This is a genomic window from Mesorhizobium sp. Ca11 (assembly GCF_020165275.1).
GTDB lineage: Bacteria > Pseudomonadota > Alphaproteobacteria > Rhizobiales > Rhizobiaceae > Mesorhizobium.
Genome location: NZ_JAIUHU010000012.1, coordinates 43032 through 61123, shown reverse-complemented (window position 1 = coordinate 61123; position 18092 = coordinate 43032). Strand labels below are relative to the sequence as shown.

At 64.1% G+C, this 18092-nt stretch carries 18 protein-coding genes and 1 tRNA gene; 7 read left to right on the top strand and 12 right to left on the bottom strand.

The window, feature by feature from the left end; genetic code table 11:
• Positions 1-7: 7 nt before the first annotated feature.
• Both proB and obgE read right to left on the bottom strand, forming a co-directional pair.
• Positions 8-1147 carry a glutamate 5-kinase gene (gene proB / locus LB538_RS20870; protein WP_224528213.1) on the bottom strand — a complete coding sequence of 380 codons (1140 nt, stop codon included), beginning with the start codon at positions 1145-1147 and terminating at the stop codon, positions 8-10.
• A gap of 5 nt (positions 1148-1152) precedes the next feature.
• The gene (obgE, locus tag LB538_RS20865) at positions 1153-2181 is read right to left on the bottom strand and encodes a GTPase ObgE (RefSeq protein ID WP_224528218.1); all 1029 of its coding nucleotides are present in this window, start codon (positions 2179-2181) and stop codon (positions 1153-1155) included.
• A gap of 142 nt (positions 2182-2323) precedes the next feature.
• On the opposite strand from obgE, the gene LB538_RS20860 reads away from it, so the two are divergent.
• Positions 2324-3187: an endonuclease/exonuclease/phosphatase family protein gene (locus LB538_RS20860; RefSeq protein ID WP_224528222.1), complete on the top strand. Its 864-nt coding sequence runs from the start codon at positions 2324-2326 to the stop codon at positions 3185-3187.
• A 184-nt stretch (positions 3188-3371) separates the two neighbouring features.
• Here LB538_RS20860 and LB538_RS20855 read toward each other — a convergent pair whose 3' ends face one another.
• The 3 genes from LB538_RS20855 to LB538_RS20845 all read right to left on the bottom strand — a co-directional run bounded on the left by LB538_RS20855 (position 3372) and on the right by LB538_RS20845 (position 5152).
• Positions 3372-3959 carry a GNAT family N-acetyltransferase gene (locus LB538_RS20855; protein WP_224528225.1) on the bottom strand — a complete coding sequence of 196 codons (588 nt, stop codon included), beginning with the start codon at positions 3957-3959 and terminating at the stop codon, positions 3372-3374.
• Between the two features lie 126 nt (positions 3960-4085).
• The gene (gene rpmA / locus LB538_RS20850) at positions 4086-4355 is read right to left on the bottom strand and encodes a 50S ribosomal protein L27 (protein WP_095767205.1); all 270 of its coding nucleotides are present in this window, start codon (positions 4353-4355) and stop codon (positions 4086-4088) included.
• 98 nt (positions 4356-4453) lie between these two features.
• Positions 4454-5152 (bottom strand): 50S ribosomal protein L21, encoded by a 699-nt coding sequence (locus LB538_RS20845; RefSeq protein WP_224528228.1) that lies wholly within the window; start codon positions 5150-5152, stop codon positions 4454-4456.
• A 325-nt stretch (positions 5153-5477) separates the two neighbouring features.
• Here LB538_RS20845 and LB538_RS20840 point away from each other — a divergent pair.
• Both LB538_RS20840 and LB538_RS20835 read left to right on the top strand, forming a co-directional pair.
• Positions 5478-5567, top strand: a tRNA-Ser gene (locus LB538_RS20840).
• A gap of 244 nt (positions 5568-5811) precedes the next feature.
• Entirely contained in the window at positions 5812-6261 is a 450-nt protein-coding gene (locus LB538_RS20835) for a hypothetical protein (RefSeq protein WP_224528231.1), read from the top strand.
• A gap of 18 nt (positions 6262-6279) precedes the next feature.
• On the opposite strand, the gene LB538_RS20830 is transcribed toward LB538_RS20835, so the two are convergent.
• Positions 6280-7416, bottom strand: a complete 1137-nt coding sequence (locus LB538_RS20830; RefSeq protein ID WP_224528234.1) for a hypothetical protein — start codon at positions 7414-7416, stop codon at positions 6280-6282.
• Between the two features lie 27 nt (positions 7417-7443).
• Between LB538_RS20830 and LB538_RS20825 the strand changes: the two genes are divergently transcribed.
• Entirely contained in the window at positions 7444-8487 is a 1044-nt protein-coding gene (locus tag LB538_RS20825) for a DUF1186 domain-containing protein (protein WP_224551559.1), read from the top strand.
• A gap of 215 nt (positions 8488-8702) precedes the next feature.
• Here LB538_RS20825 and LB538_RS20820 read toward each other — a convergent pair whose 3' ends face one another.
• Entirely contained in the window at positions 8703-9458 is a 756-nt protein-coding gene (locus LB538_RS20820) for an MBL fold metallo-hydrolase (RefSeq protein ID WP_224528243.1), read from the bottom strand.
• 142 nt (positions 9459-9600) lie between these two features.
• Between LB538_RS20820 and LB538_RS20815 the strand changes: the two genes are divergently transcribed.
• Positions 9601-10173, top strand: coding sequence for a TetR/AcrR family transcriptional regulator (locus LB538_RS20815; protein WP_224528247.1), 573 nt, complete (start codon positions 9601-9603; stop codon positions 10171-10173).
• Positions 10174-10208: 35 nt separating this feature from the next.
• Here LB538_RS20815 and recQ read toward each other — a convergent pair whose 3' ends face one another.
• Both recQ and LB538_RS20805 read right to left on the bottom strand, forming a co-directional pair.
• On the bottom strand, positions 10209-12044 hold the full coding sequence (recQ, locus tag LB538_RS20810) for a DNA helicase RecQ (protein ID WP_224528251.1): 1836 nt from the start codon (positions 12042-12044) through the stop codon (positions 10209-10211).
• Positions 12044-13633, bottom strand: a complete 1590-nt coding sequence (locus tag LB538_RS20805) for a hypothetical protein (protein ID WP_224560569.1) — start codon at positions 13631-13633, stop codon at positions 12044-12046. The genes recQ and LB538_RS20805 overlap by 1 nt, the downstream gene beginning before the upstream one ends.
• A gap of 510 nt (positions 13634-14143) precedes the next feature.
• Between LB538_RS20805 and LB538_RS20800 the strand changes: the two genes are divergently transcribed.
• Together LB538_RS20800 and LB538_RS20795 are read left to right on the top strand one after the other, a co-directional pair.
• Positions 14144-14770 carry a LysE family translocator gene (locus LB538_RS20800; protein ID WP_224528255.1) on the top strand — a complete coding sequence of 209 codons (627 nt, stop codon included), beginning with the start codon at positions 14144-14146 and terminating at the stop codon, positions 14768-14770.
• Between the two features lie 219 nt (positions 14771-14989).
• Entirely contained in the window at positions 14990-16069 is a 1080-nt protein-coding gene (locus tag LB538_RS20795) for a glycosyltransferase family 9 protein (RefSeq protein ID WP_224528258.1), read from the top strand.
• Here LB538_RS20795 and LB538_RS20790 read toward each other — a convergent pair.
• The 3 genes from LB538_RS20790 to kduI all read right to left on the bottom strand — a co-directional run bounded on the left by LB538_RS20790 (position 16066) and on the right by kduI (position 18084).
• Complete coding sequence (locus tag LB538_RS20790) at positions 16066-16398, bottom strand: cupin domain-containing protein (protein WP_224528260.1); 333 nt, start codon at positions 16396-16398, stop codon at positions 16066-16068. The genes LB538_RS20795 and LB538_RS20790 overlap by 4 nt on opposite strands.
• A 70-nt stretch (positions 16399-16468) precedes the next feature.
• Positions 16469-17236 carry a 2-dehydro-3-deoxy-D-gluconate 5-dehydrogenase KduD gene (kduD, locus tag LB538_RS20785; RefSeq protein WP_224528275.1) on the bottom strand — a complete coding sequence of 256 codons (768 nt, stop codon included), beginning with the start codon at positions 17234-17236 and terminating at the stop codon, positions 16469-16471.
• Positions 17233-18084 carry a 5-dehydro-4-deoxy-D-glucuronate isomerase gene (kduI, locus tag LB538_RS20780; protein ID WP_224528277.1) on the bottom strand — a complete coding sequence of 284 codons (852 nt, stop codon included), beginning with the start codon at positions 18082-18084 and terminating at the stop codon, positions 17233-17235. The genes kduD and kduI overlap by 4 nt, the downstream gene beginning before the upstream one ends.
• Between the last annotated feature and the right edge of the window lie 8 nt (positions 18085-18092).

Sequence of the window (18092 nt, the reverse complement as noted above, 5' to 3'; positions counted from 1 at the left end):
GCCCCATCTAGTCGTCGGCCAATACTTGGTCGCCGGCAACGCTTACCACAAGGTCGTCGCGATGGATCATCGCCGATCGCGCCTCGTAGCCGAGCACGTTTTCGATCTCGGCCGTCTTCAGGCCTGCGATCCTTACGGCATCGGCGGCATCGTAGGCAACCAGGCCGCGCGCGATCTCGCGGCCCTCCGGCGACAGGATCGCCACCGTATCGCCGCGCGAGAAATTGCCGCTGACCAGCTTGACGCCGGCAGCCAGCAGCGACTTTCCGGACTTCAACGCCCCGACGGCGCCGGCATCCACCGTGAGCCGGCCGGCCGGTTCGAGCTGCCCGGCGATCCAGGTCTTGTAGCCCTTCACCGGGTTGGCGCTGGGCTTGAAGAAGGTCGCGCGCTCGCCGCGTTCGATCGCCATCAGCGGCGAAAGCCTGGTGCCCGACGTGATGATCATGGCGGTGCCGGCGGCATTGGCGATCTTGCCGGCGTCGAGCTTCGTGCGCATGCCGCCGCGCGACAGTTCGGACGCGGCCGCGCCCGCCATCGCCTCGATATCCGGCGTGATGCGGTCGACCACCGGGATGAACTTCGCTTGCGGATCCTTGGCCGGCGGCGCCGTATAGAGCCCATCGATATCGGAAAGCAGCACCAGCAGGTCGGCGCCCATCATCGTCGCCACCCGCGCCGCCAGCCGGTCGTTGTCGCCATAGCGGATTTCGGAGGTCGCCACCGTGTCGTTCTCGTTGATGACCGGCACCGCCTTCATCTTGAGCAGGGTCGAGATCGTCGCGCGCGCATTGAGATAGCGGCGGCGTTCCTCCGTATCGCCGAGGGTCAAAAGGATCTGGCCCGATTTCAGCCCGTCCTTGCCGAGCGCGTCAGACCAGGCGCCGGCAAGCGCGATCTGGCCGACGGCGGCCGCCGCCTGGCTCTCCTCGAGCTTCAGCGCGCGTTTGCCGAGGCCGAGAATGGTGCGCCCGAGCGCGATGGCTCCCGAGGAGACGACGAGCACTTCGGCGCCCGCATCGGCAAGCACCGCGATGTCGCCGGCAAGCGAGGTCAGCCAGTCGCGCTTCAAACCGGTCGTGCGGTCGACGAGCAGCGCCGAACCGATCTTCACTGTGATGCGCCGGTATGATTTCAGCGATTTCATGGGTCTTATCGCCAGCGCGTGTCGACAGGAGCCGCAACGGCATCGCGCGCTTCTGCGACCACCGCCATCAGCGCGCGCAGCACGGCCTCGACACCTTCGCCGGTGACGGCCGAAAGCAGCATCGGCGCGCGGCCGGCGGCGCGCTTCAGCGAGGCCGCCTTCTTCTTGCGGGCGTCGGCGTCGAGGATGTCGACCTGGCTGAGCGCCACGATCTCGACCTTGTCCGTCAACCCATTGCCATAGGCATCGAGCTCGGCGCGAACCGTCTTATAGGCTTTGCCCGGGTTTTCCTCCTGCGCGGAGACGAGGTGGAGCAGCACGCGCGTGCGCTCGACATGGCCGAGAAAGCGGTCGCCGATGCCCACCCCCTCATGCGCGCCCTCGATCAGGCCGGGAATGTCGGCGAGCACGAACTCGCGGCCGTCGATGCGGGCGACGCCGAGGCCGGGATAGAGCGTGGTGAACGGATAGTCGGCGATCTTCGGCTTGGCCGCGGTGACGGCCGCAAGGAAGGTCGACTTGCCGGCGTTGGGCAGGCCGACCAGGCCGGCGTCGGCAATCAGCTTGAGCCGGAGCCAGATGCTCAGCTCCTCGCCCGGCAGGCCGGGATTGGCGCGCCGCGGCGCCTGGTTGGTCGAGGTCTTGAAATGCTGGTTGCCGAAGCCGCCATTGCCGCCCTTGGCAAGCAGGAAGCGTTGGCCGACGACGGTCAGGTCGCAGATCAGCGTCTCATTGTCCTCGGCAAAGATCTGCGTGCCGGCCGGCACTTTCAGCGTGATGTCGGCGCCCTTGGCGCCTGTCATGTTGCGTCCCATGCCGTGCATGCCGGTCTTGGCCTTGAAATGCTGCTGGTAGCGATAATCGATCAGCGTGTTCAGCCCGTCGACCGCTTCCGCCCACACATCGCCGCCGCGGCCGCCATCGCCGCCATCGGGCCCGCCGAACTCGATGAACTTTTCACGCCGGAACGACACCGAACCGGCACCGCCGTCGCCGGAACGGATGTAAACCTTGGCTTGGTCGAGGAATTTCATCGTTTCAAGTTTCTGCTATTGCACTTGCGGGATTGCTCTAAACCAAGGCAGGGCCGAGGGCGAGGCCGAATTGCGACTAAAGCGCCGGATGCCCTTTCGGCACGCACGCGGTAGCACTGGCGGGGACTAAAGGGGCGCGGGAATGAAGATCGTTTCCTACAACATCCAGTACGGCATCGGCCTCGATGGCAAATACGATGTCGGCCGCATCGCCAACGCCGTGCGCGGCGCCGACGTGGTCGCGCTGCAGGAAGTGACCCGCAACAATCCGCGCAACGGCGACCGCGACATGGTGGCCGAGATCAGCGAGGCGCTGCCCGATTATTTTGCCGCCTATGGCAGCAATTTCGAGGTCAATATCGGCTCGCGCCTGGAGAACGGCCGCGCCATCTCGACCTCCTTCCAGCTCGGCAACATGGTGCTGTCGAAGACACCCATTCATCTGTCGCGCAATCTCCTTTTGCCGCGCAGCCGCAGCCTCGAGGCCATGAATTTCCAGCGCGGCGCGCTCGAAGCGCTGATCGAGACGCCGCTCGGCTTCATCCGCTTCTATTCCACCCATCTCGACCACCGCAGCCCGGTCGAGCGCCAGAGCCAGATCCGCTTCCTGCGCCAGCGCCTCCTGAACTATGCGCTCGAAGGCGGCGGCCTGTCGGGCATTCCCGAGATCGGCCTGCCGGACCTGCCCTATCCGGAAGCCTTCATCGTCATGGGCGACTTCAACATGCTGCCGGGCTCGCCCGAATATGTCGAACTCGCCGGCCGCCCGGACCATGAGTTCGGCATGCCGCTGACCGCCGATCTTGCCGTCGACGTCGCCCAGCGCCTTGCCGTCGCCGACCTCGTCACCTGGGTCGACCCCGACCGCCCCGACGACAAACGCCGCCACAAATGCATCGACTACATCTTCACCAGCGCCTCGCTGGCCAGATCGCTGAAGCGTCTATGGTCCGACCGGGACGCCGTCGGCTCCGATCACCTGCCGCTCTGGGCCGAGCTGGGCTGAATTCTGAACTCCCCCTCATCCGGCCGCTACGCGGCCGCCTTCTCCCCGAGGGGAGAAGAGATTGGCGCCCGCGCTTACCTGCTCCTCTCCCCTTGGGGAGAGGCCGGATTGCCCCGAATTGCCCTTCGCAATTCGGCTGGCAATCCGGGTGAGGGGGCGCTTGCCCAGCCCTGTGAAGCAATCGTCAAAAATGAATCCAATTCCTCAGGCTCGTCCAGGTCTTCCTGTCGAGCCTGTAGCGCTCGACCGGCACCTGCCCCGCGACGATCGAGTTCAGCATGCCCTGGCCGGCATACTGGAAGCCACATTTGTGGATGACCCGGCGCGAGGCCGGATTGATCACCCTTGTCGAGGCATGCAGCACCTGGATCGAGGTCCGCTGGAAGGCGAGGTCGACCAGGGCGTGCGCGGCCTCGGTGGCATAGCCGCGCTTCCAGTAAGGCTCGCCGATCCAGTAGCCCAGTTCCAGGCCACGATCGGTGGTGTTGAGCCCGGCGCAGCCGACGAAGGTGCCGGTATCCTTGAGCGTCAGGGCATAGACGATGCCGGCGCGGCGCGACGCCGCCATGGCGAGGAAGGTGCGGCCCTCGGCTTCGCCATAGGGATGCGGCATGCGGGCCAGCATTTCGGCGACATGCCGGTTGTCGGCCAGCGCGACGAGTTGCTCGAGATCGCTCTCGCGCGGGGCGCGCATGGCCAGACGCTCAGTGGCCAGCACAGGGCAATCGATCGCGTAACTTTCGTCTTCGGAGTCTTCCGCTTCGGCAACCATTTTAGTCCTCCAGGGCAAGAAAAAATGAAAAAGGAGAGAGGGCAAACCCATCTCTCCTGATCCTTTTCCTGGCCTGGCCAGACACCGGTTCCCGAGATGGGCGCCGGTGTTATGGTGCGGAACCGGCTACTCCGCTGCTTTGGTAATCGGGTTCACCGATACGTAGGTTCGGCCGTTGGCTTTCTTGTTGAAGGTGACTGCGCCGGCTTCGAGCGCAAAAAGGGTGTGGTCCGTGCCCATGCCAACATTGGTGCCCGGATGCCATTGCGTGCCGCGCTGACGAATGATGATGTTGCCGGCGATGACGGCTTCGCCGCCGAACTTCTTCACGCCGAGACGCTTGGAGTGCGAATCGCGACCGTTGCGCGACGAACCGCCAGCTTTCTTGTGTGCCATTTGACTAACTCCGATGCGCCCTGAGGCGCTTGAATGGTCTTATGAACGCGTTCGCGTTCCGTTTCAAGTGCGTACCGGCGACCACGGTCGCCGGAGGATTACTTCTTCGCCAGTTCCTTGGCCTGCTCGCGCCAGTCCTTGATCTGGTCGGCGCTGAACGGCATGTGCTCGTCGATCTTGGCGACATCCTTGTCGGTGAGCTTGGCGAGCTGCGCGAAGGTGACGATGCCCTGTTCGGCGAGGTCCTTCGCCGCGACCGGGCCGATGCCCTTGATCACGGTCAGGTCATCCGGCTCGCCCTTCGGCGCCTTGAACAGCGGCGCGGCCTTTGCCTCTTCGCCGGAAGCGGCCTCAGACTTGGGCTCCTTCTTGGCCTTGGCCTCTTTCGGAGCGGCTTCGGCCTTTGCCTCGGCGGCGACTTCCGCCTTGGCTTCGGGGGCCTTGGCCTCTGCCTTGGCGGCGGCCTTCTTCGACGGCTTGGCGCCGCCCAGCAGGATCTCGGCGATCCTGACGGTGGTCAAAAGCTGGCGGTGGCCGATCTTGCGGCGCGAATTCTGGCGGCGGCGCTTCTTGAAAGCGATGACGGTGCGGTTCTTGCCCTGCTCGACGACTTCCGCCGTGACCAGAGCGCCATCGACGAACGGCGCGCCGAAGGTGACATTCTCGCCCTCGCCATGCGCGAGCACATTGCCGATCTCGACGATATCGCCGACCTTGGCTTCGAGTTTCTCGATCTTCAGGAGATCGTTGGCGGCGACGCGATACTGCTTGCCGCCCGTTTTGATGACTGCGAACATTTTTTGCCTTTCGCTGTTCGGTCGGCCTCGATGAACCGCCTCGGGCGGTTCGGCCGTCTTTTTGTCAGTCTGCGGGTTCAAAAAACAAGCGGCGCGGAAGAGCCTCCACGCCGAATGCGGGCTGTCCCTAACCGAAGGTTGCGCCGGAGTCAAGGCAAGCGGCTTGTCCTTGGAGAGGCCGCGAGCGCGTTGCCGGCAAATATCGGTCCGTCCCGTCACAATCGCTTTTTGCGGAAGCTGGAAATCGGGCGAATAGGGCCTTGTAACCGGAGCAGTCAGCCGTTATCTAGTGCGCCGCGCCGGCAACGGCCGACCATGACCTCGCGGAGAGGTGGCAGAGTGGTCGAATGCACCGCACTCGAAATGCGGCATACTCGCAAGGGTATCGGGGGTTCGAATCCCTCCCTCTCCGCCATCCTGCTTCGCTCTCCGAGCTTGGCAGGACCAGCGCAGTCTTCCGCGCGAAGCAGGATGCCCTCCGAAGCTTTAGCGAAGGAGGGCGGCTCGGAGCTTTCCCTACATCCCCCTCACCTGGCCCATCGGCCTGCGGATGAAATCCCGTGGCCCTCGGGTGACAAAAATCCGACCGTGATCGATAACAATATGATCTCACGGGTTGTTGCGTAGAGGACCGCATGCGCTCGGGGCGAAATCTAACAATGCCCGGTCGCGGCTTCACAACGGGGGACAAGATGATCGCGCGAACAATTGCGGTTGCCCTTGCAATTGCGTTTTCCCTTTCACCGTCGCATGCGCAACCACGGCATCGTTTGCCGAGCGGCTACAAATGGGGCCGCTGCCTGCTGGTCGTTCATGGTGAGACCCGCATCTCCGGAAGATGCTCCTACCAAATCGAGAAGGGCGGCGATTTCAATATCCAAGGGCCTCGTCAGGTTTTTGCGGGCATCGACTATCCCGACACGCATAGCGGGGCCGGTGAAATGTCGAAGGATTACTGGGCAGTTGTCTACAAGGACGGCGATCTTTGGGCAGGCTATGCGAACGCGGACATTCGCGACACGCACGGCGAGGCAGGCGATTGGGGAGAACTTCGCCGCGAAGGCGCCTGCTATGTCGGTAAGGACGTCAAGGTTTGCCTTTGGCGTTAGCCGGCTCCCTTGCAAGACCTATCCCAGCGCCACCAGGCGTTCGAGGAAGCGCCCCTTCCCTGCGTGGCGCTCCCGGAGCGACTGAAGCCGGAGACGGAAATCCTCGGTGCTGCCCTGTTTTTCGGCAAGCGCCAATAAATCGGAAAGGAGCGCCGCTGCTTTATCGTAGCCGGCGGGGTTGCGCCGCCCGATCTCGACCTCGACCTCTTCCCAGACATTTTCACCCCGCTGGCGAAGGACCTCGACCCGGATATCGCGGGCCTTCTCAGCCGCTTCCGCTTGCAGTCGCCGCTGCGCTTCCGCCAGCGCCGCCTCGGCGCGCTTGCGGGAAAGGCGGATTTCTTCGGCCCGCGCCTGCAGATCCGCTGCTGTGCGCAAAGGGCCAGGCGAGATTGTCGTTTCGGGTTCCAGACGTGCCCGAATCGTGGCCCGCAACTCGGCGGACATATTCGGCTCGCCATTGAAAACCCGCATGAGTAGACTGGTTTTCTCAACGTCGCTCATCGCCGCGACCACCCGCCGGGCGATATCCGGTGCCGCGCCATCGGGACCTGTTGTCGCGCTTCGCTCAGCCGCCGCCTGGACGAGATCGCGGTCGATGCCGAAGAACTCGGCGAACGCTTCGAGCGCCTCGGTCAGCGGTCCGATTCCCGGCATCGGTTCAGGCTCATCGGGTTCAATCGCGCCCGCTTCGACAGCCATCAACCAAAGTAGGTAGAAAAGCCGAAGATCGCCGGCGAGCAAGTCGGCCCGCAACGGCGCCAAGGCCGAGAGCCAACCTGAGTCGTCGTCGTCCAGGTACTCGAACTCCAACTCGTCGCGCGCGATGCTTATAATGATGTTCTCACCAGCGACCCTGAGCATGACGTCGTCGGTCGCTCCAAGGAAGGCGTCCACGCGATCCCGATCAACCAGCCGAGCCGGCAGCTTGATCATCAGGCGGCGGGAACCCCAATTGGCCCAATAAAGATGAAGATCGAACCAGCGCTCCATGAGCTCGTCCGGATCGCCCTTGAAATCCCCCCACTCGTAGAAATTGGTGAAGCTTGCGGCGGTGATCCGCGCCCGCGATGACAAATCGCGAAGCACGTGGCGATCCGCGTTGCCAAGGGGACGGTCGACCGCCTGGAATTCATAATATTGGTATTCGCTCATCCTCGCTCTCAGGATTGACACAAGTGTGTGGCTGGGGGATCGGTAGCATACCGCCGGGCCGGGGCTCCATCGACGCGACTGGACGCGATGAAAAAAGAAGATCTGGAAAAGCTGCTTTCCGACGACAGCAGCGACTTCAAACTGTTTCCGATAGACCGCTATCTCCATGCCGTGGCGACTGAACGGCAGGTGCCGGATCTCGCAATCGCGGTCTGCACGATCAGGATAGAAGAATCAGCGCCTGCGCTGCGCATGGTCCTTGAACGCGCCGCCAACGGACAGCCTTTGTCGGACGATGAAGAGATGCTGCTCTTCAGGGGCGTGTATATCCTCGGCGGCGCCCGCGACACCCAGGCATGCCAAGCTTTGCTGCGTCTGCTGCGCCGCCCTGGGAAGGAAGCCGACCGGCTGCTTGGCGACGCCATAACCGAAACCTTGTCGCGCATCATCGTAGGCGTATTCGACGGCGACGCCGGCGCGCTGTTCGACATCATTGCCGACCGCTCCGGCGACGAATTCATCCGCGATGCGGCGTTTGGCGCGGTGACCTTTTTGACCTGGGAAGGTCGCATCGAGCGCGACCGGACAAGGGATTTCGTGGAACGGTTCTACAGGGAGAGGCTGGCCGACGACTGGGATTACGTGTGGGTCGGCTGGCTGCAAGCCATCGCGATGCTTGCCTTGCGAGACCTCGTTCCGCTTGCCTACAGCGCTTGGGATGAGGGCCTGATCCCGGAAGATGCGCTTGAACGCAGTGATTTCGAAAGCGACCTGCGGGAAGCCGAGCAGCAACCGGGCGACATCGGCCGGTTCGATCGCGCCAGTCTGAGTTACATCGAGGATGTCCTTGTGGCGCTGGATTGGACCCGCGGCCTTGACGATGACGACGACTTCGAGTTCGGCGACGACGAATTCGATCTTGACGAGGACGAGGATGGGCAAGCCTCACGGCTGGACCTGGCCTTCACCAGCGTCACACCGGCCACCAACCCCTGGCGCGACGTCGGGCGCAACGATCCGTGCCCTTGTGGAAGCGGCAAGAAATTCAAGAAATGTTGCCTTGCCAGCTGATTGGCGATCCTTCGCGAAGATGGCCTCCGAAGCCTTGGCGAAGGAGGCCGCTTATTCATTTCAGGTTACGCATTCGCGCGGCGCCCTTCGCAGGACTGACATCCTGAGCCCGAAGCAGGATGCGGCATAGGAAGCCGGCGTCGGGCAGGTGCGCCCCTGACGGCCGCAAACGCCGGTGATCCGGCAGTCCGTCTTTGTGCCCTCTACGAGCGCGCTCATGCTGCCAGCCTCTGCATGGCTTCGGCCATCTGAGCCGAGACACGGCGGTCGTAGTCCTCGGCAAGCGCCCGCAGGGCCGCAGCCCCGTCGCCGGAAAATGACGGGCCATGCATGAGCGCCAGAGTGCGTGGCGCGAGCTTGGCAAGCTCGCGGATGGTCGTGCCCATGCCGGGATTGAGTGCCGAATATTTGAACAGATCCTCGGCGGCGATCGCCGGGCCGACAACATCGCCGTCGGTCAGCGCGCGGTCGTTGCCGAGTTGGGTGAACAGATCGCCGCAGAGCAGGGTGCCGGTCGATTCCTCGTACATGACGCCGGCGTCCCAACCATGCGGCGTGTGCGGTGTATCGATGAAGCGCACGCGCTTGCCGCCGCCGATGTCGATCACCTCGCCATCCTTCAGCACCCGCGGCGCACGATCCGCGAAATCGTTGAGCGACACGTAGACGCCTGTCTGTCCGTGCGCGGCCGTTGCTTGCGGCGCAACGGTGAGCCATTCGTTCATGGCGCCGCATTCGTCGGATTCGAAATGGCCAAATCCAATCCAGCGAAGACGCTCCGGCGGGATGATGCGGGCAAGCGCGTCGCGGTTGAGCGCGAACATCTTCCGCAGACCGGTGTGGAACATGAGCGGCTCATCGCCCATGACCAGGAACTGGTTGAAGGTGAAGCCGACGGGCGGAGCAATGTCCGATACATAGGTCGATAGGCGGTAGATGCCCTCGGCGATTTCGTCGATTTTCGTTTCCATGGAATCTCCTCCAAAACAATGGTTGCGTTCCCTCTCCCGGTTACCCAGGGCTGGACTTCGATCAAAATCGAAGTACATATGTGTGTAGCGAAATATTTGAGCCCTGTCAACAATGGGTGCACACTCATGTGCATTTAAATAGATGACCCGCAAATACACCCTTAAACGGCGTGCCGAGCAGCAGGCGGAAACCCGGCGGCGCATCGTCGAAGCTGCGATCGACCTGCACGGTAGCGTTGGTCCCGCAGCAACGACCTTCAGCTTGGTCGCCGAGCGTGCCGGCGTTCAGCGACACACGCTCTACGCCCACTTCCCCGACGAGCGCAGCCTGCTGCAGGCCTGCTCGAGCACGCACATCGAGACGCATCCGCTGCCGAGCCCGGAGCCGTGGCGAGTTGTGGCCGACCCAGGCGAACGGATGCGGATCGGGCTGCTGGCGATCTACGAGTGGTACGGGCGCAATGAAAGCGTGGTGGCCAGCGTGTTGCGCGACGCCGAACATCACCCGCCAACCCGGGAGGCTGTCGAGACGAGCATCGGCCCGTATTTCGCGACCTGCCAGGCAGTGCTCGGCGAAGGCCTTGGCGGCAGCCAGCGAGCGATGCTGCGCGTGGCGCTGAGCTTCTTCACCTGGCGCACGCTGGTGCGCGAAGCTGGCCTCCAGCCCGTTGAAGCCGTAAACGCCATGGTTCAGGCCGTCCAAGGCGTGGGTTGAGACTCCGGCGGCAGTAGGCTGAGATATACGTCTTGTCAGCTTTCTGACGGGTGCGCCGCGATCGCACTCAAGAACGCCTCGCCGAACTCCTTGAGCTTTGCTGCACCCACGCCGTTCACCTCGGCGAAGTCGTCGAGGTCGCGCGGACGGCGCTCGGCCATGTCGATCAGGGTGCGGTCGGAAAACACCACATAGGCCGGCACCTGGCGTTCCTTGGCGAGCCGCAGCCGCAGCGTCTTGAGCGCGGCCAGCAAGGAAGTGTCCACGCTCTCGCCCGTGGCAGAGCCTTGCGCGGCACGCTTCCTGCCGCGCGCCAGACGGTCCCGACCTTCGACACGATACTCGAACGCAACCTCGCCGCGGCCGAGCGCGCGGCCGCTTTCCGAGATGGCGAGGCCGCCATGGCCGTCGGGATCCGGCACCAGAAAGCCGCCGGCGACAAGTTGCCGGATGAGCGACAGCCAGACCGGCTTCCGATGCATGATGCCGGTCCTGAAGCTGGCGAGCTGCTGATGGCCTCTGGCCAGCACCTTTTCGGTCTCGTGGCCGAGCAGGATATCGATGACATGGGCGGCGCCGAAGCGCTCGCCGCTCTGCGCGACTGCCGCGAGGATGATCCGCGCCTCCGTCCCGCCGTCGGCGCGCGGCGCCTGGTCGAGGCAGTTGTCGCAATTGCCGCAGGCTTGCGCCTCCTCGCCGAAATAGCCGAGCAGCACCTGGCGCCGGCACTGCGCCGTCTCGCAATAGCCGATCAGCGTGTCGAGCCGGCGATGCGCCCGTCTTTTGTGCTCGGGCGAGGTATCCTCGTCGTCGATGAACATCCGGCGCGTGCGGATGTCGCCGGCGCCGTAGAGCATGTGCGCTTCCGCCGCTCGGCCGTCGCGGCCGGCGCGGCCGATCTCCTGGTAATACGCCTCGAGGCTGCCGGGCAGGTCGGTGTGGAAGACATAGGCGACGTCGGGCTTGTCGATGCCCATGCCGAAGGCGATGGTCGCCACCATGACGACGCCCGACAGGCTCATGAAGGTGTTCTGGTTCGCCTCTCGCGCGTCCTTGCTCATGCCGGCGTGGTAGGCGAGCGCGCGCACGCCGTTCTTCTCCAGGAAAGCCGCCATTTCTTCCGTCTTGCGGCGCGACAGGCAATAGATGATGCCGCTCTTGCCCTGGTGACGCTCGATGAAGCGCAGCAGCTGGCGCTTGCTGTCCTGCTTGGGCTCTATCGCCAGCTTGATATTGGGCCGGTCGAAGCCCAGCACCAGGGTTTCGGCGCGCCCGGCAAACAGCCGCGCTTCGATGTCGGCGCGCGTGGCCTCGTCCGCCGTCGCCGTCAGCGCGATGATGGGCACCTGCGGAAACACGCCGCGCAACTGCGACAGGTCTTCATATTCGCGCCGGAAGGCCGGTCCCCATTGCGAGATGCAATGCGCCTCGTCGATGGCGATCAGGCCGACATCGAGCCGGGACAGGGCTTCGAGCATCCGCTCCGTCATCAGCCGCTCCGGCGCCATATAGAGCAGCCGCGTCTGCCCGGACGCCACGCGGCGCCAGGCCGCGACATTGGCGTCGCGGTCGAGCGAGGAATTGATGGTGTCGGCGGCCACACCGGCAAGGCGCAAGGCGGCGACCTGGTCCTGCATCAGCGCCACCAGCGGCGACACCACGATGGTAAGCCCGCCTTTGACCAGCGCCGGAACCTGATAGCAGAGCGATTTGCCGGCGCCTGTCGGCATCACCGCCAGCACATGCCGCCCGGACAGCAACGCCTCGATCACGGTCGCCTGCCCGGGGCGAAAATCGTCGAAGCCGAACACATCCTTCAGGACGCGCCGCTTGTGATCCTCGGCCCGGATGCTCACTGCCTGCGCCGGCATCACCGCGCCGTTCCCGCGTTCAAGGTGTAGGCCGGCATTTCGTAGCCGAATTCGTGGCAGAAGCTCTCCACGCGGGCGAGGAACGCCGCTGGCAGGCCATGCAGGTAGGTCTGGAATTCTTCATTGCGCTCCCATTTTCTCAGCGACGTCGGCCGTATCGGATTGTCCGCATCGCGGCTGTAAAGCGTGACCGGTGAAAGACCGAACGACCGGGCGATCCTGCCCTGGACGATATCGGGTTCGGCGATCAATTCCTCATAGCGCAGATAGAAAACGGCTCTTTCGGGTTGAGCCTTTCTAAGGCGCGTCAACCCGTCATACTCCGCCTCCCAGCGCTCGGTCGTTACGTGAAAACGCCGTTCGTTCACCGTCTCTGGATGGGAGCTTGTGAGCACGTCGAAAGGATGCCGCACGCAATAGATCAATCCGACCGAGCCAGGCAGATGCTCGATGTCCTTATGGCTCTCATAGGTGCGTTTGACGACCAGATTGACTTCGGGGCGATCCAGTTCGAGCAGCGCCTGATACGGCGCTTCGTCCCTATGAACATAGATATCGTCGAAACACGCCATCAAACGACGGCTTAGCGTGGTTCCGCTGCGAGCACAGCCGGCAATGAAGATTCTTTTGCGAAACGTCATTGCAGAGGGCAGCCGGGGCGCAGCCTTGCGCAATCGCCAGAACAGTCGTCTTGCGCCACGGCGCAGAGTGGTCGCCGGCATCCGGGCTGCTTTGCCAGGAACGTCCCTCGACGTGATCTCGGCCAAGGCGATGCCGTTCTCTCCGGCAACGGCGTAGAGCAGCCAGGTGCGGCCTCTCTCCTCGAAAATCGCAGGATCGCGCAACGCGTTCTCCGCGCCTTCGGCCGGTCCGTCCCGGCTGGGGCAAACCGGCAAGCCCGCGCCTTCGAAGTCCGTCTGCGGTCGCAGCAGTTCGGTCTCGCCTTTGACCGTCCAGCCTCTCCAGTCCTCGGCGAGATCGATCGTGCCGTGAAGTATCCGTTCCGGCGCGTCGCCCCTGCGCGTGTAAAAGACCCGCAGCCAGCGACCGGATTTCTGCAGTGCAAGATGCCTCGGGGTGGGAAGATGCTTCATGCCGGACAGAACGACCGCACCCCGTTCGAAATCGGAGATGCCGGTCCTGGAGCGGAAGACGGTGATGGCTCCTGTCCCGAGAAGACCGTACCACCACTGATCGTGGCGGAAGAACCGGGCATAGGAAGGCCCGAGCGGCTCGGAAAGCGGATTGAAATGAAGGCCGTCACCGGATGTCGCGGCAAAGGTCGTCTGGCCTTCTCCGCCTTTTGCCGGTCCGTGAAAATACATAACGAAGCGGCGATTCCGCTGATCGACATGAACGTCGGGAGACGCGATGTGGCCTTTGATGAACGGACATTGAGCGAGGGACAGTACCCCGCCGGGATGGATGCGCCACGGGCCTTCGATCGAATCGGCGTAGGCGAGGCGAATATAGGAACCCCCGTGATCGGCGAAATAGAGATAGTAGGCGCCCAGCCGCCCCGGCGCCCAGTCCGGCATGCCGATCAGCGACGGCCCGTTGATGTTGATCCCATCGCCGCCGGGCAACATGTCCGGCGTCACGATAAGCCCAAGCCGGCTCGCGGTGAGAATGGGTGGCGCGATCATGCGGCAGGCTGCTTCCGGTCGCCGATTCCATCCTGGCGACAAGCGCGCCTGTCGTGGAGCCTGCACGTTCCAGCCCAGCATCGCCGGGTCTCACATGTCGCTTGCTCTTCCAAGCCAGCCCCCTTGATCTTGCCGCCGCCTGGGGCAGGCGCCTTGGCTCGATTGCCGATCCGGCATCGTTCGGCCTTGTCGTTTCGATACAACGACGTGCATTGAAACGAAAGGTCAAAGCAATGCCGCGATCCATTCGCGGCGGCTTCGAACGACAGAGCTGTGGGGATAGCGTGCGCTTGCGACTAAATCACCGAAGCCTGGAGGGCCGTCACGACATTCCGCTCGAATCGCGGCGATCCCGACTTCGCCGCCCGAGAGTTCCCCCGGCCCGTTCTGCGGTGCTATAACGCCGAGCCGCTCCGAATGAAGAGCGGCGCCCGACGCAAAAGGAGCCTTGGCATGATCGATCCCGCGACGCTCGTCACCTACATCGCGGTCGTGTTCGGCTTCGTCTTCATCCCGGGGCCGGCGACGCTGCTCACGGTCGCGCGGGCGACGAGCTCGGGCACGAAGGTCGGCATCGCCACCGGCGCCGGTGTCGCGGCTGGCGACGTGATCCACACCGTCATGGCCATCGTCGGCATCTCGGCCGTCATCGCCGCTTCGGCGATGCTGTTCAGCATCGTCAAATATATCGGCGCGGCCTATCTCGTTTATCTCGGCATCCGCGCCATTTTCGAAAAGGCGCCGGCTGACCTGGCGGCCACGACGCTCCCCATTTCCGCGGGCCGGGCCTTCCGGCAGGCGATCCTGACCGAAGTGCTCAATCCGAAGACCGCGCTGTTCTTCCTGGCCTTCCTGCCGCAATTCGTGCACCCGCAAGGTGGTTTCGTGGTGCTGCAGCTGATGCTGCTGGGCATCATCTTTGTTCTGCTCGGGCTCTTCAGCACGGCCGTCTTCGCCGTAAGCGCGGGCGGCCTGGGTTCCTTCCTGCGCCGCAATCCGGCGGTGCTGAAATGGCAGGGCAAGGTGGTCGGCGGCATCTATTGCGCGCTCGGCATACGCCTGGCGCTGCAGCAGCGCTGAAACGCTTCACCCGGCGGCGCCGGTCCCAGGCAGGCATGTCATAGCTAAATTTGCGACAGAAGGCCCGCATGGCCGGCGTCGGCGGAGTGACGAGATCGGGCTTTCTTTATAAAAGAAACCAAGCATATTCTTGCAGAACTCAGCCGGGGGCTTGCTGATATTATTCTTCCGCAGTCGTCCTGCTTCTCCGACACCACAGCAATGGAATCCGTTTTCGCCATGGATTCATCCGCGCCCGTGCTGATCTTCTATGCCCGCAACGACGCGCTTGGCGACGGCTTGCTGCGGATTCCGGCCCTGCGGGCGGCAAGGACGGCCTTTCCGCAATACCATATCGTCTACGGCGCCATGCGCGGCTCATCGCTCTCGCATGTGTTGCACAAGCATGTCGCGCATCTCGTCGATGACTTCAGGACGAAGACGCCGCTTTCCGCCATCCTTGCCGAATTCGCGCCGCGCGGCCGCAAGACCATCGTCGTTGATCTGCGCACCGGCGTGCCGGGCCTCATGCTCACGGCTCTTCGACTTGTGGGCCGGGGCATCCGCTACGAAGCGAACTTTGCCGGCCATCTACTGTCGCTGCGCTGGGGCACGCGGTTGACGCTGCGGCCCGAACACAATGCCTGGCGCTACCATCGGCTGGTCGAGCGCCTGGCGGGGCGGCATCTGCCTTTCGATCACAGGCTCGATGTGCCGGACGCCGCACGGACACTGGCGCGCCAGCTGCGCGGCGGTTGCGGCCGTCCGCTCGTCCTGCTTGGCGGCAATGCCCAGGGCAGGAAGTGCATGAGTGAAGATCAGGTGGTGGCCGTTGCCGGCAATCTGATCGATGCCGGCTACCGGGTGCTGTATCTGGCGACCCCTGGCGGCGGACCGACGCCACCGGCGCTCCTCGCAAGGGAAGGCCGCCTCCAGGTAGCCGGTCCGGAACTGGCGCCGGACATCACGAGCTTCGACGATCTCCTGCTTGCGCTGGGCGAGATGGCGGTCGCCTATATCGGCATGGAGGGCGGACTGGCGCATCTGATGGCCTCCGTCATGACGCCGGCGGTGATCGTCAACAACGGCGCCAATATGGAGCGCTGGCGCCCCCTTTCAAATGCGGTCGAAGTCGTCACGGCGCCAAGGCGAGGCCGTTCGGCCTATGTCGCCGACGCGCCGGTCGAGGCCATGCTCGATGCCGCGCATCGCCTGCTCGCGGCAGGCCGCCGCGATCACGCGGCGGTCGCGGCGGTTCCGGAAAGGCGTGAAACCGCTCCGGTCCAATCGGCGTTCGATAGAGCCGCCGACCTGTCCTAGCCGAGGAAATCGGCCCGGCAAGGCGCAAAGCTGTCGACCAGCCGCCCGGCCTTCAGCGCCTTGACGCCATGCACGAGATTGGACGGAACAATGAAGCTGCTGCCTGTTTCGAGGATCTCCGATCGGCCGTCGATGGTAACCTCGAAGCAGCCCTCGGCGACATAGCTCGCCTGGACATGCGGATGCGAGTGCAGCGCCCCGACTCCGCCCTTGTCGAAGGCGAACTCGACCATCATCAATTCATCGGTATGCACCAGCACGCGCCGCCTGTTGCCGTCCGGCGTCGGCTCCCAGGCTTTTTCGCCCGCATGGGAAAAGATATCGGTCATCGCTCAGCTTCCGTTCGGCTTGTAAAGCAAATCCAGGAAAGGTCCGGCGCGGTCTTCCGGCGGGAGACGGTCACCGCGCCAGCCAGCCGCCATCGACCGGCACCACCGCGCCATGCATATAATCCGACGCCCGCGCCAGCAGGAACACGGCCGCGTCGCCGATGTCGTCGGGCCGGCCCCAGCGCGCCGCGGGGATGCGCCCGAGGATGGCCGCGCTGCGGTCCGGATCGGCGCGTAGCGCCTCGGTGTTGTTGGTCTCGATATAGCCCGGCGCGATGCCGTTGACGTTGATGCCTTTCGCCGCCCATTCGCAGGCGAGCAGCCTTGTGAGGCCGAGCACGCCGTGCTTCGAGGCCGTATAGGAAGCAACGCGGATGCCGCCCTGGAAACTCAGCACCGAGGCGATATTGACGATCTTGCCGCGCCGTCCGGGCTCCGCCAGCACACGCCTGGCAAAGCTCTGGCACAGGCGAAAGACCGTCTTCAAATTGATGTCCATCACCTCGTCCCAATCGGCTTCGGTAAGGTCGACCGCATCGGCGCGCCGGATGATGCCGGCGTTGTTGACGAGGCCGTCGAGCCGGCCGCTCTCGTCCCAGACCTGGTCTAACATCGCGGCCGCCTCGGCCGGGTCGCCGAGATCGGCCTTCACCGCTTCGAAGCTGCCGCCCGCGGCCGTAACTTTCGCGGCGGTGTCATCCATCGCCGATCGGCCGACGCCGACCACCAGGCCGCCGGCGCGCGCAATCGACACGGCGATGCCTTGGCCGATGCCGGTGTTGGCGCCGGTGACCAGGATGCGCTTGCCCGTGAGGCTGAAGGCGGAAAGGTCGCTCACCGCAATTGATCCATCGCCACCTGGTCGACGTCGGTATAGTCGACATTGTCTCCGGCCATCGCCCAGATGAAAGCGTAGTTGGATGTGCCGGCGCCCGAATGGATCGACCAGCCCGGCGACAGCACCGCCTCCTCGCTGCGCATGACGATGTGGCGCGTCTGGTCCGGTTCGCCCATGAAGTGGAAGACGCGCTGCCCTTCCGGCAGATCGAAGTAGAGATACGCTTCCATGCGCCGGTCATGCACATGGCAAGGCATGGTGTTCCACACCGAGCCTGGCGCGAGCTGCGTAATGCCGACGACGAGCTGGCAGGTCTTGACGCCGTCGGCGTGGATGAACTGGAAGATCGAGCGTTCGTTGCTGGTCGCCTGGCTGCCGAGGTCGAGCCGTCTGGCGTCGCCGATGCGGATCAACTGGCTGGGATAGGGCCGATGCGCCGGTGCGCTAAGCAGGTAGAATTTTGCCGGCTTGTCGGGCTCCGCCGAGCCGAACGACACCTGCTCACCGCCCATGCCGAGATAGACCATGTCGCGCGCCGCCAATTCGTAAGCCACGCCGTCGGCCGTGACGGTGCCGGCGCCGCCTATGTTGACGGCGATCAGTTCGCGGCGGTCGAGGAAAGCCTTGGTTCCGGTCGGCTTGATCGCTTCGAGCGGCAGGATCTTGTCGATAGGCATGGCGCCGCCGACGATCATGCGGTCGTAATGCGTGTAGGTCAGGCTGACGAGGCCCGGCTGGAAAAGCCCCTCGACGTGGAAATGGTGGCGCAGCTCGTCTGTTCCCATGGCCGCGGCGGTGATGGGATCGATGGCGAAGCGCGAGGAAAATTCGGTGTGTGTATGGTCCATTTCTAGGC